At 62.5% G+C, this 14,454-nt stretch carries 18 protein-coding genes and 1 tRNA gene; 8 read left to right on the forward strand and 11 right to left on the reverse strand.

The window, feature by feature from the left end:
• Positions 1-55 precede the first annotated feature (55 nt).
• The 3 genes from A3AU_RS0106655 to A3AU_RS0106670 all read left to right on the forward strand — a co-directional run bounded on the left by A3AU_RS0106655 (position 56) and on the right by A3AU_RS0106670 (position 2,749).
• The gene (locus tag A3AU_RS0106655) at positions 56-1,315 is read left to right on the forward strand and encodes a YcbK family protein (protein WP_032916901.1); all 1,260 of its coding nucleotides are present in this window, start codon (positions 56-58) and stop codon (positions 1,313-1,315) included.
• Between the two features lie 432 nt (positions 1,316-1,747).
• A tRNA-Glu gene (locus A3AU_RS0106660) sits at positions 1,748-1,822 on the forward strand.
• Positions 1,823-2,212: 390 nt separating this feature from the next.
• On the forward strand, positions 2,213-2,749 hold the full coding sequence (locus A3AU_RS0106670) for a DnaJ domain-containing protein (protein WP_027052103.1): 537 nt from the start codon (positions 2,213-2,215) through the stop codon (positions 2,747-2,749).
• Between the two features lie 31 nt (positions 2,750-2,780).
• Here the strand turns inward: A3AU_RS0106670 and A3AU_RS0106675 are convergent, their stop codons facing one another.
• The 3 genes from A3AU_RS0106675 to A3AU_RS0106685 all read right to left on the reverse strand — a co-directional run bounded on the left by A3AU_RS0106675 (position 2,781) and on the right by A3AU_RS0106685 (position 4,977).
• Entirely contained in the window at positions 2,781-3,122 is a 342-nt protein-coding gene (locus tag A3AU_RS0106675) for a TadE/TadG family type IV pilus assembly protein (protein ID WP_245235425.1), read from the reverse strand.
• 178 nt (positions 3,123-3,300) lie between these two features.
• Complete coding sequence (locus tag A3AU_RS0106680) at positions 3,301-3,741, reverse strand: TadE/TadG family type IV pilus assembly protein (protein WP_027052105.1); 441 nt, start codon at positions 3,739-3,741, stop codon at positions 3,301-3,303.
• 6 nt (positions 3,742-3,747) lie between these two features.
• The gene (locus A3AU_RS0106685) at positions 3,748-4,977 is read right to left on the reverse strand and encodes a pilus assembly protein TadG-related protein (protein WP_027052106.1); all 1,230 of its coding nucleotides are present in this window, start codon (positions 4,975-4,977) and stop codon (positions 3,748-3,750) included.
• A 247-nt stretch (positions 4,978-5,224) separates the two neighbouring features.
• On the opposite strand from A3AU_RS0106685, the gene A3AU_RS0106690 reads away from it, so the two are divergent.
• Complete coding sequence (locus tag A3AU_RS0106690) at positions 5,225-5,740, forward strand: hypothetical protein (protein ID WP_032916904.1); 516 nt, start codon at positions 5,225-5,227, stop codon at positions 5,738-5,740.
• Between the two features lie 132 nt (positions 5,741-5,872).
• Here A3AU_RS0106690 and A3AU_RS0106695 read toward each other — a convergent pair whose 3' ends face one another.
• From A3AU_RS0106695 to A3AU_RS0106710, 4 genes are all read right to left on the reverse strand, one after another.
• Complete coding sequence (locus A3AU_RS0106695) at positions 5,873-6,256, reverse strand: DUF6074 family protein (RefSeq protein WP_245235426.1); 384 nt, start codon at positions 6,254-6,256, stop codon at positions 5,873-5,875.
• Between the two features lie 71 nt (positions 6,257-6,327).
• The gene (locus A3AU_RS0106700; protein ID WP_027052109.1) at positions 6,328-6,624 is read right to left on the reverse strand and encodes a DUF982 domain-containing protein; all 297 of its coding nucleotides are present in this window, start codon (positions 6,622-6,624) and stop codon (positions 6,328-6,330) included.
• A gap of 181 nt (positions 6,625-6,805) precedes the next feature.
• Complete coding sequence (locus tag A3AU_RS0106705; RefSeq protein WP_032916945.1) at positions 6,806-7,045, reverse strand: hypothetical protein; 240 nt, start codon at positions 7,043-7,045, stop codon at positions 6,806-6,808.
• Between the two features lie 109 nt (positions 7,046-7,154).
• Positions 7,155-7,577, reverse strand: a complete 423-nt coding sequence (locus A3AU_RS0106710; RefSeq protein WP_027052111.1) for a hypothetical protein — start codon at positions 7,575-7,577, stop codon at positions 7,155-7,157.
• Between the two features lie 213 nt (positions 7,578-7,790).
• Here A3AU_RS0106710 and map point away from each other — a divergent pair, with 213 nt between their 5' ends.
• The 4 genes from map to A3AU_RS1000000139750 all read left to right on the forward strand — a co-directional run bounded on the left by map (position 7,791) and on the right by A3AU_RS1000000139750 (position 10,790).
• The gene (map, locus tag A3AU_RS0106715) at positions 7,791-8,618 is read left to right on the forward strand and encodes a type I methionyl aminopeptidase (protein WP_027052112.1); all 828 of its coding nucleotides are present in this window, start codon (positions 7,791-7,793) and stop codon (positions 8,616-8,618) included.
• Positions 8,619-8,674: 56 nt separating this feature from the next.
• Positions 8,675-9,436, forward strand: coding sequence for a RadC family protein (gene radC, locus A3AU_RS0106720; protein ID WP_027052113.1), 762 nt, complete (start codon positions 8,675-8,677; stop codon positions 9,434-9,436).
• A gap of 300 nt (positions 9,437-9,736) precedes the next feature.
• Entirely contained in the window at positions 9,737-10,528 is a 792-nt protein-coding gene (locus A3AU_RS0106725; protein ID WP_027052114.1) for a hypothetical protein, read from the forward strand.
• A 46-nt stretch (positions 10,529-10,574) separates the two neighbouring features.
• Positions 10,575-10,790, forward strand: a complete 216-nt coding sequence (locus tag A3AU_RS1000000139750) for a hypothetical protein (protein WP_027052115.1) — start codon at positions 10,575-10,577, stop codon at positions 10,788-10,790.
• An 18-nt stretch (positions 10,791-10,808) separates the two neighbouring features.
• Here A3AU_RS1000000139750 and A3AU_RS0106735 read toward each other — a convergent pair whose 3' ends face one another.
• Genes A3AU_RS0106735 through A3AU_RS0106750 form a run of 4 tightly spaced genes read right to left on the reverse strand, consistent with a single transcriptional unit; the run spans position 10,809 to position 14,446 of the window.
• Positions 10,809-11,687 carry an SMP-30/gluconolactonase/LRE family protein gene (locus A3AU_RS0106735; protein ID WP_027052116.1) on the reverse strand — a complete coding sequence of 293 codons (879 nt, stop codon included), beginning with the start codon at positions 11,685-11,687 and terminating at the stop codon, positions 10,809-10,811.
• 35 nt (positions 11,688-11,722) lie between these two features.
• Positions 11,723-12,685: a 3,5-dioxohexanoate:acetyl-CoA acetone transferase gene (gene kce / locus A3AU_RS0106740; protein ID WP_027052117.1), complete on the reverse strand. Its 963-nt coding sequence runs from the start codon at positions 12,683-12,685 to the stop codon at positions 11,723-11,725.
• Complete coding sequence (locus A3AU_RS0106745; RefSeq protein ID WP_027052118.1) at positions 12,682-13,629, reverse strand: 3-hydroxyacyl-CoA dehydrogenase; 948 nt, start codon at positions 13,627-13,629, stop codon at positions 12,682-12,684. Before A3AU_RS0106745 ends, kce begins: the two co-directional genes overlap by 4 nt.
• A gap of 10 nt (positions 13,630-13,639) precedes the next feature.
• Entirely contained in the window at positions 13,640-14,446 is an 807-nt protein-coding gene (locus A3AU_RS0106750) for an SDR family oxidoreductase (RefSeq protein ID WP_027052119.1), read from the reverse strand.
• Positions 14,447-14,454: the final 8 nt, after the last annotated feature.

A 14,454-nucleotide genomic window follows, 5' to 3' on the forward strand; every position in this document is an offset into this window, starting at 1 on the left:
CGCAGACGTCTCAGGGTTGCGCCAAGGACATGCCGACCGGACATCGAGGGGGAATTTGATTTTGAAATCAGCAGGATGGAGCCTCGCAACGGGAGAACGCCGCGCCATCGTGGCCGCACTCTGCTCCGTGCTCCTGGCCTCCTGCACCTCAGCCGGCGACCCGTCAATGTCGGTCGGGATGCCGGGCTACACCACGTCTTCCTCGGACATCAATGCGGCCGCCACCGGCAAGCCGGTAGCCAGCACCGATTCGACCGCGCAGACAACAGCCACGCAAACGACCGTGATGAGCGAAGGCGATACGGCGCTGCCCGAAAAGGTCGCCTATGTACCAATGGCCAAGCCGCAAGCCGCCTTCCCGCTGACGGCGCCGGCCGGCGCTGAAACGATCGTGGGACAAACGCCGCAGGCCTTGCAGCAACCGACACAGACGGCGCAGCAGACGGACGCGGTCGCCCAGAAGATCGCCGCCGCCGATGCCTCCGTGACGGCGCAAAAGCCGGCCGCGGCACCGGAGATGAACAATCCGGTCTATGTGACCGCAGGTGAGGCGCCACAGGCCGAGGCGCCGAAGAAACGAGGTTTTCTGGCCTCGATGTTTGGCGCCACGCCAGCTTCGGCCACACCGGCTCCACTGATCAACACGCGATCGGGCGGACAGCCGGTGGTACAGGCCAAGCCCGCGCCCGAGGCGTCGGCAAAGCCGATCATCACTTTGGCCTCGGCCAACTCCGTGGCAAAGCCGATACAATTGGCCTCGACCGGTGACGAGGCCGGTCACATCACGGGCAGTGATGCCTTGCCCGGCGTGCGCCAGACCGCCCTGTTCGAGATCAAGCGCAAATCCGGCCTCGACGACGAAAGCGACGTCGACCTCAATGAAGACGAAGGACCAATCGGCGGCAGCTATCAGGTCGCGTCCGCCGCCGGCATGGCCAGGCTCGCGCCCAACGGACTGCTGAAGCAGAACGAAAGCGTCGACGTCGCCTGCCTGAAGCCGTCGCTGGTGCGCGTGCTGAAGACGATCGAAGGCCACTACGGCCGCAAGATGATGGTCACCTCGGGCTATCGCGACCCCGCCCGCAACCGCCGCGCCAACGGTGCCAAGAATTCACTGCACATGTACTGCGCCGCAGCCGACATCCAGGTTCCCGGCGTCTCCAAATGGGAACTGGCGAACTACATCAGGACCATGCCCGGACGCGGTGGCGTCGGCACCTACTGTCACACCGAATCGGTCCATGTCGACGTCGGCCCCGAGCGGGACTGGAACTGGCGCTGCCGCCGGCGCAGCGGCGGTGGCGATGACGGCTAGCGCCGTGCGCGCCTGAGCCAGCGGCGTCGAAGATCGCTTCGCCAGTCTCGTTCCGATGGAGCAATCCAAAACATTCGAGATTGGCCGAAGCGCCCCCAACCTCGTCATCCACCGGCGGAGCAGGAGCGAAGCTCCGTCGCGAAGACCCGAGGATCCATGCCGGAACCCTCGTCGAAGGGCGTAGCGGAGCCAAATTCTGCACCGCTGCTGCGTTCAGAAGTCGCGGCATGGATTCCAGCGTCTGCGCCTCGTCGCTTCGCTCCTTGCTCCGCCCTGGAATGACGAAGCGATGGGCGTTGCCGCTAAGCATGGAGCATGCGGTGGGCGGCCGCGAAAACCCCTGTTTCGGCAGCCCGCAAAAAAGTTGTCCAAGGCGGCACCTGACGGGTTGCCGGTTGTGCTCAACGTCAGTATAAGCCGCTTCGTCTGAGCGCGCCCATCGTCTAGCGGTTAGGACACCGCCCTTTCACGGCGGTAACAGGGGTTCGATTCCCCTTGGGCGTACCAGCAATTTCAAGCACTGAGTTCCATCCTCCCGAATTGCTGAGCTTCAGAGCAACCCCTTTAACCAGCTTATTAGCAAGTACTTGTATTCCTCCTGAAGCAGGATCATTATTCAGATCCTAAGGTCGCCGAAGGGGTAGAGCGCCATGGAACTAAGTTGCTATGATCCGAGCGGAAGCATTTTTGCATCACCCGCATTCGTGAACCTCACGGCTGTTTTGATAATCTTGGCTGCATTCGCGGTTGCGCGGCTGATTGCGATGTCACGCACGGATTTTTTCGACCAGCTTCAGCTCGCGCCGATCCAACCCGCCAATTAGAACTGTTGTTTCTTGCCATCAGCGGCCCTGCTCTCGACAGAGGGCGCAATAGCGATGTCGTGGGAGCCCCGTCTTGTTCGTTGACTACTACGAACTCCTGGAAATCAGCCCGAATGCCAACTCGGAAACGATAGAACGGGTATTTCGTTATTTTGCCATGCGCTACCATCCTGACAATCAGGACACCGGCGATGAATCACGCTTCAGCGAAATCCTGGAGGCCCACAATGTGCTCAAGGATCCCGCCAAACGTGCGAGCTATGACATTCAGTACAAAGACCATTTGAACCTGCGAACGGAATTGGCCGGAGAGGCCGGCAACAACACAACGATCGAACGTGACGTGGCCATTCAGGAAAAATTACTCTCGCTGCTTTACGTCAAACGCCGACAAGACGTAAACAATCCCGGCATTGGTGACACTGAAATCGAACGGTTGTCAGGCTGTCCGCGAGAGCATCTCGAGTTCCATCTCTGGTATCTGAAAGCCAAGGGTTGGATCGGAAGGATCGAGAACGGGACGTTCGCGATCACCGTGGAAGGCATCGATCGCGCCAATGCCGAACATCGTCGTGACACCACGACAAGACTACTGGACCATGCAGGCTGAAAGGCGGAAGCTCGCGTCAGGCTCGTATTGGCTAACCGCCGACCAGCGGCACGGTGACGGTGGTCGCGTAGTTGATCGGGAAGGTGTCGAGGTAAGGGAAGTCTACGACAAAGGCATAGGTGGCGGTCAAATGCGCCATGCGGAAGCCGCCGCTCGCTGGGTCGATGGTGATCGTCACGTTCACATCCTTCAAGCCCAAGGCCTGCAATTTCTGCGTGGCGATCGATTGGATGTCGGCCTGGGTCAGCGTGTTCTGAAGCTGCAGTGAACGTGACGATGTCTCCAGCGTATAACGAACGCTGGACACGGAGTTCATCGACCAGCCCAAGGCGAAGATGCCGAACAGCAATATGATGAGGAACGGCGCGATCAACGCGAACTCCAGCCCGGCCCCGCCCCATCGATCCCGCCTGAACGTGCCTGCCCCAGGGCAGTTCCAGGAAAAGCATGAAACGGTTGTCGCGGCAAAAGCGCGCAGCGCCTTCCCTTGGCACTTGCGGCCAAACATAGAGTCAGGGCGCTTCGCCGATTCCATAGATTGGTGACCTGCCCTAGCGGACACGGATCACCTCCAGATGGCCGATGACGCTGGGGGCAGCAAAGACGCCGAATGTGAAGGGCGGCGTCCAGGTGGCGGATGCCTGGATCTGAACGTAGACCGATGGCACCTTTGGCCCACTGCACAGGGTGGAAGCGTCGACCACGCTTGTCCCGCACATGTAGATTCGGCTTAGCGTGACCTGGCCGTCCACGGGCCGCTTCTCCCAGCTGGAAATGGCGACAGCCTGCGTCGCCGTATCATTGCTAGAGCCTTCCATGACCAGGTTCGCGGCGGTCTTCACGCCGGCACGCATCGACAGCGAGCTCGTCACATAGGACCAGCCATCGATGATACCGAGCAGCGCCACGCACAGGAAGGGCAGCACCATGGCGAACTCGACCGCCGCAACGCCGCGATCATCGGCAAGGATCGGGTTTGATCGGCGTTCCAAGTGAGGCTACTCGACCAGTGCCACGGACTGCGTGGCCGGAATGTCGCGCATCCCAAGGCTCGTGCAATCCTGGCTGATGGTTGAGTTGCCCGACCACTGGATCAGATCCGCGACCACCTGGGTGCAGCCGTTTTGGCCAGAGAAATTGCCGAGATAGTTGACCTGCTGCTTGGGGAAATAGAGCGCGCCGGTCAGCAGCGAGGTCGCGGTGCCGTTGAAGGTGCTCTGTCCGCCGGTGCTCGTTCGGTCACCATACATCAGCACGCCCGAATAGGTGCCGGACGTCGGCGCACTCAGGGAAACGGTTGCGTTGCCGTTCATCGAGACACGCGAAGCTCCGGCGAGGTAAATGGTGACGCCGTTGCCAGAGACGTTGGCGTTCGCATTGACTTTGAAATCGCCGCTCTGGATGACATAGACGCCAGGCTGCAGGGTGACATTGCCGCTGAGGCTCAGTCCGTTGCAGTAGGTACCGGGCCCCAACGTCGTTTTGTTGGCGTTCTGACAGGGGTTCGAAGCGGCCGGGGCCGGCAAGTCGGCAAATGGATCGGCGGCAGGCAGCGCCTGGGTTATCGGCGCCGCGCAGACGGTCGTGACGGGATTGCTGAGAGAAACACCACCCCCCGATATCAGGCAATCGGCCTGGAGGCTCGCCGAGCCCTGGAGCTTGATGGCGTCCGAGGCGATCGAATTCGCCATCACCGAGCAGCCGGTGACCTTTACGCTCGTGCTGCCGGAAAACAGCGCCGCCTGCGAGGCGGATGGATCGAGCGCCAGCATGCAGGCCTTAGAAGCGTTGGTGATGAGGGCCACCGCCCTCGCCTGCTCGGGCACCTGGCCTTGCGTGAAGATCGAGGTGAACATCCGGTCGAGCTTCTGGCCGACGATGACCTCTACCGCTTTCTTCGCCGTATTCGGCCCAGACACAGGTGGCGTGTTGACGACGATCGTGCCTGAGCCCAGCCCGTTCGCCGCCGCCGACTGCGTCGCGGCCGCGACGATCGTCGGCGTGTCGGAACCCGAGATTTTCTCCAGTGCGCCGGCATAGGCCGCCGCATCCGCCGTCGCCTGCAGCCTCAGGCTGTTGTAGTACCAGTAGGAGGTCTCCACGCCGAAACCGGCGGCGCCGACAACGATCGGCAGGCTGAGGGCGAAGATCGTGGCAACATTCGCCTTCGTACTCCGGCGTATACCGGTCGCCATGAGCCAAATTCGGGTGAAGTGATTGAAAGCCATAGTTTAAATTAGAAAGCATGCATGTATGAAGGAACGGCTAAAAAGATCCGTCCATTTTTGAGCAAGTCTCCGTCTGCTGTCATCGACAGCTGCGAGCAAGCGATCAGCTACGACTTTGGTCCGAGGTTTCGGCGACATACGTCCCATATCTCGCCTTCATCGGTCCTAGTATGTCCTTTACGGGGGAGAACGCAGGAATAATCCAGAAACTGGCCACGTTGCCTCCACGTCAGCAAGGAGGACCATCATGCCAAAATCGACTTCGACCCAGTTCCTCAGTTTCGCACTGCGTGCATCGACAGCGTTGGCGCTCACGATAGCACCCTATCAACTGAACCTTCATGTGGGGGCCAAGATTGGGCCCGCGGCAGCCTACGCCAAAGGCGAAGGCGGTGGCGGTGACGGTGGCGGCGGCGGTGGCGGAGAGGGCCATGGCGGCAGCTCGGGTTCTGGTGGCAATTCCGGCTCCGGTGGAGGAGATGACGGCGGTAATTCCGGGTCCGGCACGGGAGGTGACGATGGCAATTCCGGATCCAGCGGTCATGACGATGGGGCGGGCGACAACAATGATGCTCACGAGCATGTGAACCAGACGACCGGCGACAAGGTCGAAGTGGACGGCGACAAGGTCGAGGTCACCCATCCGGATGGAACCAAGGAGGAGGTCGAGAACGGCACGTTCGAGATGAAGGATGCAACCGGCCGCACCATCATCGAGCGCCCGGCAACGCCTGCCGACATTGCCCGCCTGCAGGGCGCATAAGCCCAGATGACTTGAGGCGGGGCTGGTTCGTCAAAGGCCCCGCCTCTTCAATGTCCCGCTTCGGGGACCAGTTCCTGCGTTCCTACCAGTTCACCCTGAAACCGATATTCCCCACATAGTGCAGTCTTTGCTTCAGGCAGAAAGAACTGGCGCCGGCTCGGTAGCCAGTCCAGCCGAAAGCTCTCTTTGTACGGCCAAGAAAAATCTCCGCACTTCGTCGCCGGCCGCCACTCTGTCCCTGCCCGACCCGACAACGAGGTCAAGCAACTCGGCGGCTTTCGCCTTCCAGAACGAGACCGCGGTCTCGCCATGCAGATTGTCTAGCTTGGCTGCCACTTCCCTGACCAAGAACAGCTGACGATCAATCGGGAATGCACGGACTTTTTCTGGCGACATCTTCCAAACCATGAACTGACGCAACGAATCAACCATTGCTGAACAAGCAATGGCGTAGCCGCCAAGGTGGAAACGGAAGCTTAACGCCGCGGCTGATGCACCGCGTGGGAGGAGATGCACGCGAGATTTTCTGGTGCATTCAAGCCAGATTGGTTGGCCGGGTCGGTTTGATCGGGACAGTAAGAAGACCCTCAGGCCTGCAACGTGCTTGCCTCGCCGCCACGCTTGCGCGGCGTCATCATGTCGCTGGCCATCAATCCGGTGACACGGCAGAACACCATGAACGCCCGGCAGGCATCCTCGGTCTTGACCACGTCCACCGTAGCGCCAAAGCAGGCATTGAAAGCTTTCTGATACACCGTTCCCTGTCGGCGTGCCGGCCAGTCCTGGAGAAAATCCAGCGCCTGCTCGACGCTGTAAATCTCCTCGACCGGCAAGCCGGGGCCTTGCGCAATGCGCACCGGCACCTCGAATTGCAATCTATCCATCAGACATCTCCCGAACCGGCGTCGCCCAAGCAACGCCGTTCGTCGTCAAAAGTTGCTTTGACCGGTTTGTGCCAGGCAAATGTGTCGTCACTGCGGAAACGGCCATTTTGCCGCAGACGAGCCAAGGAAAGTGCCGCCAGCACCAGTTGGTCCGGCAGCCCTTTCCAAGTTGGCGGGACGATTACTGATTGGCCGGATCTGTCTCCGCCTCGAAGGCCATACGCACCACCATCAGCAGAACATGGGCCGACGGCAAGGCGAACAAAGCGCCAAGGACGAGCCCTCCGGTTCGCGAGAGATAGAGCGTCTCGGCGACCGCCCAGTAGACGGTTCCGATACAGATGAACGCCTGGACGGACAGAAAGGATGCAGCCGAGGCCGCACGCGTCAGGCTTTTGAATGTCTTGATACGTTGTTGCATTGCAATGATCCGGAAATGACGCGCCGCGCCAGCCATGCGCGGCTGAAAGCCGCCGCATGGGTCGCGACGCGAATGGTTTGAACGGAGGTGAAGTGCGGTGCTGGACCGCTCAGGCCTGAGTGGACGGCGGCGCACGCGGCTGGTTGGTGCTGGCGGCAGGGGCAAAGACCGCGCCAGATCCGGCAACAACCACCGCCGGCGACCTCGGAGCGAGCCAAAGGACAACAGCTTGAGGAGCCGGCAGGGCCGGATAACCGCCGGCGAACTTGGCCAGTACCGGCCGGGCGCCGCGAACCTCCAGCGCGTGGGCCTTGTTGGTGACGCGCAGCAGCGCCGCGACCTCGCCCGACCGTTCCACGCCTACGCTGGCGCTGCTCTGGTCAGGGTCCGCGAAGGCGGGCACATCAGGCCGGCCGAGGCACAGCATCGCCAGCAGCACCAGGCCCATCAGGCATGAGCAGGCTGCCGTCAGCGGCGCTTCAAGCGATCTGGCGCGCTTGGCCGTGGGGAACGGACGCGATCTCCAAAACATCGTCCCGCCCTAGCGCACGATGGCCGGAAAGGAAAGCAAACCGTATGAAACCCGGCAAGAGATTGCCCGACGTGGCGAATATCCGGGCGGCTCTGGCGGCATCAGGCAGTTTTTCCCTGAACCTTTTGCTTGAACCTTTCGCCCCCAAGTGCCAAATCTGGTGGGATTTTCACGTCAGCACTCCTGCAGTGCCCACCCTTCTATACGGACAACATGGTCACCTATCTCGACGCCGCCACGGCTCCCCTCAGAAACACCGGTCAGATCCGCCTTTATGGCGAGGACGGTTTTGCCGGCATGCGCAAGGCATGCGACCTCACCGCGCGTTGCCTGGACGAGCTGGTGCCGATGGTCGCGCCCGGCGTCACCACGGACACCATCGACCGTTTCGTCTTCGAGTTCGGCATGGACCACGGCGCGCTGCCGGCGACCCTCAACTATCGCGGCTACACGAAATCGTCCTGCACCTCGATCAACCATGTCGTCTGTCACGGCATTCCCGACAACAAGCCGCTGAAGGATGGCGACATCGTCAACATCGACGTCACCTACATACTCGACGGCTGGCATGGCGATTCCTCGCGCATGTATCCGGTCGGCGCGATCAAGCGCGCGGCGGAACGGCTGCTCGAGGTCACCCATGAGTGCCTGATGCGCGGCATTGCCGCGGTCAGGCCCGGCGCGCGCACCGGCGCCATCGGCGCCGCCATCCAGACCTATGCCGAGGCGGAGCGCTGCTCGGTGGTGCGTGACTTCTGCGGCCATGGCGTCGGCCAGCTTTTCCATGACGCCCCGAATATCCTGCATTATGGCAGCGCCAATGAAGGCGTAGAGATGCGGCCCGGCATGATCTTCACCATCGAGCCGATGATCAACCTCGGCCGCCCCCATGTGAAAGTGCTGTCGGACGGCTGGACCGCCGTAACGCGCGACCGTTCGCTGTCGGCGCAGTACGAGCACACCGTCGGCGTGACCGACACCGGCTGCGAGATTTTCACGCTCTCGCCCAACAACCTCGACCGTCCCGGTCTGCCGGCCTGATATTTTAAGACGTCGGGCGACAGCTTGCCCGATTGATTGGCCGGATGCGGGGGCAGATGGGCAAAGCCAGCGACGACGACGAGCGGAGTTTCTTCTCCGAGGTGCCGATCCGGCCGGCGGCGAAAGCCAGGCCGGCTCCAGCCGAAAAACCTGGCTATCTCGGCCATCGCGACCGCTTGCGCGAGCGCTTTGCCTCGGCGGGTCCAGACGCCCTGCCCGACTATGAACTCCTCGAGCTCTTGCTCTTCCGGCTGATCCCGCGCGCCGACACAAAGCCAGCCGCAAAAGCCTTGCTGGCGCGCTTCGGCACATTTGCCGAAGTGCTCGGTGCGCCCGTCAATCTGCTGCGGGAGGTCAAGGGTATCGGGCCTACGGTAGCGCTCGACCTGAAAATCGTCGCGGCGACAGCGCAGCGCATGGCGCATGGCGAGGTCCATGGCCGTGAGATCCTTTCGTCCTGGACGCAGCTTCTCGCCTATTGCCGCTCGGCCATGGCCTTCGAGGCACGCGAACACTTCCGCATCTTGTTCCTCGACAAGAAGAACGCGCTGATCGCCGACGAGGTGCAGCAGACCGGCACTGTCGACCATACGCCTGTCTATCCCAGGGAAGTGGTCAAGCGGGCACTGGAACTGTCGGCCACCGCGATCATTCTGGTGCATAACCATCCCTCGGGCGACCCGACGCCTTCGCGTGCCGATATCGAGATGACGAAAGAGATCATCGAAGCAGGCAAGAGGCTGGGCATCGCCGTGCATGACCACATCATCATCGGGCGCAAGGGCTACGCCAGCATGAAGGGGCTGCTGCTGATTTAGGGCGACGGCCCGCATGCCGTCGAAGTCGTCTTCGCCGGGACGAAACCAGGCGCTCGCGTGGCCGTTGCAGTGCCGCGGATTGGCAACTAGGACCATAGTCCGGCCGACATGGGACTTCAGTACTGCAGCAGTTTCGTGGCAATTATTCTTATGCAATATCAATAGGTTATGAGGCCATCTGGTTGCCAGATCGCGTATTGAGACAGCATTTGTCTAAAGTTTACTCTGTACAGTTAGCAATTCCTCATACGACGCTTCCTTAGCTGTCGGGCGGATGGCGATTCCCCGAGGAGGTTACCCATGACAAACCGAAAAACTCTGTTCGCGGCACTTGCCGCACTGGCGCTTCTGGCGTCTCCGGCGCTCGCCGGAGCCGGCGGCAACGGGCACGGGGGCGGCGGTGGCAATGGCGGCGGTAATAGCGGCGGCAACGGCAACGGTGGTAATGGCAACGGCGGTGGCAACGGCAATGCTGGCGCCTCGCATGGCAACAGCAGCGCTTCGCATGGCAAGTCTGCGTCGGCTCCGGGACAGGTAGCCAAGGCTGAGCCGGACACAACAACCGAGACCACGGTCGACACGACTGAGGTCTCGTCCGTCTCCAAGGAAAAGAATATCCACGCCAAGCTTGGTCGGCTGAACTCGCTGCAGCGCAACATCAACGCCTATATGAACTCTAAGAGCAAGAAGTTCGCCGCCATTCAGGCGTTCGTGACACAGTCCGCGAAGGCCAAGGTCGCCCAGGCCGCGGCAGACGCGGCAGCCGCCGCAGCGGCAGCCGCCCAAACCCAGTTGGATGCCCTGAATGCGCAACTGACCGCGCTGCAGGCGGATCCGACCGCTACGCCTGAACAGATCCAGGCTGTGCAAGACCAGATCACGGCTCAGCAGGCCGTTGTCGCCGCCGACAACACGGCGGCGGCCCAGGCAGCGGCGGCTGCCGCCGCTGCGACCGTCGGCACCGATCCGGCATCGCTCGACGCAGCGCTGACGGACATGGCGAACAAGCCCGTCGATGCCGAGGTCACGGCCTGGGCTCAGGGCGTCCTCGCCGGCAAGATCGACCAGATGGCCGCCGGAATGACGCCGTAGCGCAACGCGACGCGCTTCGATCAAAGACAATGCCGCCGGGCTCGCCTTGGCGGCATTGCCGTTTCTTGGCATCGGAGAAACCGGTTGTCGTGACGTTTCGTGCCAGACCGATGTCCTGCGGCGAAAGGAAAGCGTCGCGGCTGCCGAAGCGGCCGAGGGTCAATTGTGCATGGGCTTGTTGCCGAACGAACGGGTCTCGGTGCGCGATCTCGTCGATTGCACGAAGGCGATTGCGATTGCCGTCGAGAAATGGTGCCGCTGAACTCGCAGCGGGCTGAAGTCACCCGCCAAATCGCGGCTCGGGAGCACCGGTCACGCCGAGGCCGGTGATGGCGAACAGGCTGCCGCGCAGGACACCGTCGCCGGGAAAGCGCGGCAGCGGCGGCTTGGCCATCGAGGTGACATAGAGCGTGTCGAGCTTCGGCCCGCCGAACATCACGCTGGTGATCTTCTTCACCGGCATGTCGATGATGCGGTCTATGCTGCCGTCCGGCGCATAGCGCACCAGCCGGCCGTCATAGACCAGCGCGTTCCACAGATATCCCTGCGAATCGACGGTCGAGCCATCGGCTGCACCGCCCTTGCTGGTGTCGACACGCACGAAGGTGCGGCGGTTGGTGGCGGCCCCCGTGGCGATGTCGTAGTCGTAGGCCCAGATCTCACCGGTCCAGGTGTCGGCGAAATAGAAGGTTCGGTCGTCGGGGCTCCAGCAAGGACCGTTGGAGCAGATGATGCCGGAATCGATCTTTGTCACGGAGAAATCCGGATCGAGCCGGTAGAGCCCGCCTGAGGGGCCCTCCTCCATCGTGTCCATCGAGCCGGCGAAGAAGCGCCCGCGCCGGTCGACCTTGCCGTCATTAAGCCGGTTCGCCGGCCTGTCCGGCTCCGGATCGTGTATCAGCGTCACCTCGCCGGTGGCGAAATCGAGCAGATGGAAGCCGCGCTGCAGCGACACGACCGCGCCGCTACCGTCCTTGCGCAGCGCCATCGAGCCGATCTTCATAGGCACGTCCCAGGAGCGGATTTCACGCCCGTCGGCGGTGGCGCGGAAAACACGCCCGTCGAAACTGTCGATCCAGTAGAGCCGCTCCTGTTCGACGTCCCACAGCGGGCCCTCGCCAAGCGTCGTCTTCACGTCAACCACGACTTCGATCTTCATACCATCCTCCTCTGTTTCGGTGCGGGTGCGACTGGTCAGAAGGCGACCTTGTCGCCGCCCTTCAGGGACAGGATCTCGCGCGCCTCGTCCGGCGTCGCCACCTCCATGCCAAGCCCTTCGATGATCTTGCGCGCCAGCACGACCTGCTCGGCGTTCGACTTGGCGAGCTTGCCCTTGCCGGCCCACAGGCTGTCCTCCAAGCCGACGCGGATGTTGCCGCCGAGGGCTGCCGATTGCGCGGCGATGCGCAGCTGGCTGGCGCCGGCGCCGAGCACCGACCAGCGGAACTGGTCGCCGAACAGCCGGTCGGCGGTGCGTTTCATATGGGCGACGTCCTCCGGATGGGTACCGATGCCGCCGAGCAGGCCGAAGACCGACTGCACGAAGAATGGCGGCTTCACCAGCCCGCGATCGGCGAAATGGGCGAGATTGTAGAGATGGGCGATGTCGTAGCACTCGAACTCGAAGCGCGTGCCATTGTCGTAGCAAGTCGCCAATATGTACTCGATGTCCTTGAACGAATTGCGGAAAACGAGGTCGCGCGTCGCCTCCAGATGCGGCTTTTCCCAGTCGAACTTGAAGGTCTCGTATTTGTCTGCAAGGTGATAGAGCCCGAAATTGATCGAACCCATGTTGAGCGAAGCCACTTCCGGCTTGAACTGGGCGGCCGGGCGCACGCGCTCCTCGACCTTCATGTAGGGACTGCCGCCGGTGGTGATGTTGATGGCGGCATTGGTGCCTTGCTTGACGCGCGGCAGGAAGCGGGCGAAGGCCTCCGGCGTCTGGTCGGGCTTGCCGGTCTCCGGGTCGCGCGCATGCAGATGCAGGATCGCGGCACCGGCCTCCGCCGCTGCGATCGCCTCGGAGGCGATCTGATCCGGCGTGATCGGCAGATAGGGCGACATGGTCGGCGTGTGAATGGCACCCGTCACCGCGCAGGTGATGATGACCTTGCCCTTGCCCGCCGCTGCGCCTGATTTGCGGCTGGTTTCTTTCATTGTCCGAACTCCTGATCCGATTTCTTCTTGTGCGCCGCCAGTGCCATCAGCCGGCGATCCCGCCAGACCTGCCGCTCACCCAGGCCTTCCCTGGGCAAGCGCCTGCTGCGCTCGCCCTCGACGGTTTTCATGACCTCGCCCGCCCAGTCGACCCGGCGCAGCATCTGCGGGAAGATGTTGGAATAGATGCCTTGGTAGCGATCGACGTAATCGCGCACGCCGCCGGGCGCGTTGAGGTCGATGGTCTCGAACGGTCCCATGAACGACCAGCGCAGCGCCAACCCGTCACGGATGCCGATATCGACGTCCTCGACGCTGGCGTAGCCGTCGGCGACAAGCCGGAAGGCCTCCTCCAGCAAGGCGCCTTGCAAACGGTTCATGATGAAACCGTCGAGTTCGCGCTTCATCACCAGCGGCGCGTGGCCGGCATCGATGAGAAAGGCGCGCGTCCTTTCCAGCGTCTCGGCGGATGTCCACGGCGCCGGCACCACCTCGGCCGCCGGAATGAGATAGGGCGGGTTGATGGGATGCACGACCAGGCAGCGGTGCCGCCCTTGCAGATGGTCGGTGAATTTCGACGGCAACAGCGCCGAGGTGGAACTGGCAATGACCGTTTCAGTGCCTGCAAGGCTATCGATCAGCGAAAACACCTTCCGCTTGACGTCGAGGTTTTCAGGCGTGTTCTCCTGGATATGGACCGCACCGGCCAGCGCCTCTGCCAACTCGGCGACAATGGCGATCCGGCCGAGCACGGTGTCGACGGACTGACCGCGCAGCAGGTCATTTGCGGCGAGATCGCCGAGCACGCCTTCTATGTAGTCGCGGGCGCCACCCGTTGCGGCAGGCGACGGGTCCCACATGCGCACCTCATGGCCGGCACGGGCGAAGCTGATCGCCCAGGCCCGCCCGATGAACCCGCTTCCGACAATCGCGACATTGGCCATGGATTGGTCCTCAGAGTGTTTCGACGTTGCCGTCGACGCCGAGCGACTGGCCCGAAATGTTAACGCCCGCGTCGGACAGCAGGAACGCCACCATCGAGGCCACGTCATAAGGACTGGTCATGCGGCGCAGCGAGATGTTCTGCAGATAGCGTCCGGTCATCTCCTCGTGGCTGATGCCCATCTGTTTGGCGCGTGCCGAGATGACGCCTTCGATGCGTGGTCCCTCGATGATGCCAGGCAGGATGGCGTTGACCCTGATGCCGTGCGGTCCAAGCTCCTTGGCGAGGCTCTGCGTGAAGCCGATGACGCCGAACTTGGCCGCCGAATAGGGCGTGCGGAACGCGTAGCCATGGCGGCCGGCCGCCGACGACATCGACACGATCGAGCCGCCGCCCGCCGCCTTGATCAGCGGCACGGCGCGCCGCGCGCACAGGAACTGCCCGGTCAGGCAGATGTCGATGCAGCGACGCCACTCGTCCGGCTCGATCTCGTCGACGCCGCCGGTCGGTCCGGCAATGCCGGCGTTGTTGATCAGCGCATCGAGCCCGCCAAGTTTTTTCTCGACCGCCTCGAACAGCCGGTCGACGTCATCGTCACGCGAGACATCCGCCTTGACCGCAGCTACCAGGTCTATCTTACCCGGAACCGCGGCCAGCGCCTCGTCGGATATGTCGCACACGACGATGCGGGCGCCGAGCCGCGACAGCGTGTCGGCGATGGCGAAGCCGATACCGCCGGCCCCCGCCGTCACCAGCACGCGCTGTCCCTTCAGCCCGGCCAGAAATTCGTCCGCCGATGCGGGTGCTTTTGCGCTCATCGTCCAGT

The organism is Mesorhizobium erdmanii USDA 3471 (assembly GCF_000472705.1).
GTDB lineage: Bacteria > Pseudomonadota > Alphaproteobacteria > Rhizobiales > Rhizobiaceae > Mesorhizobium > Mesorhizobium erdmanii.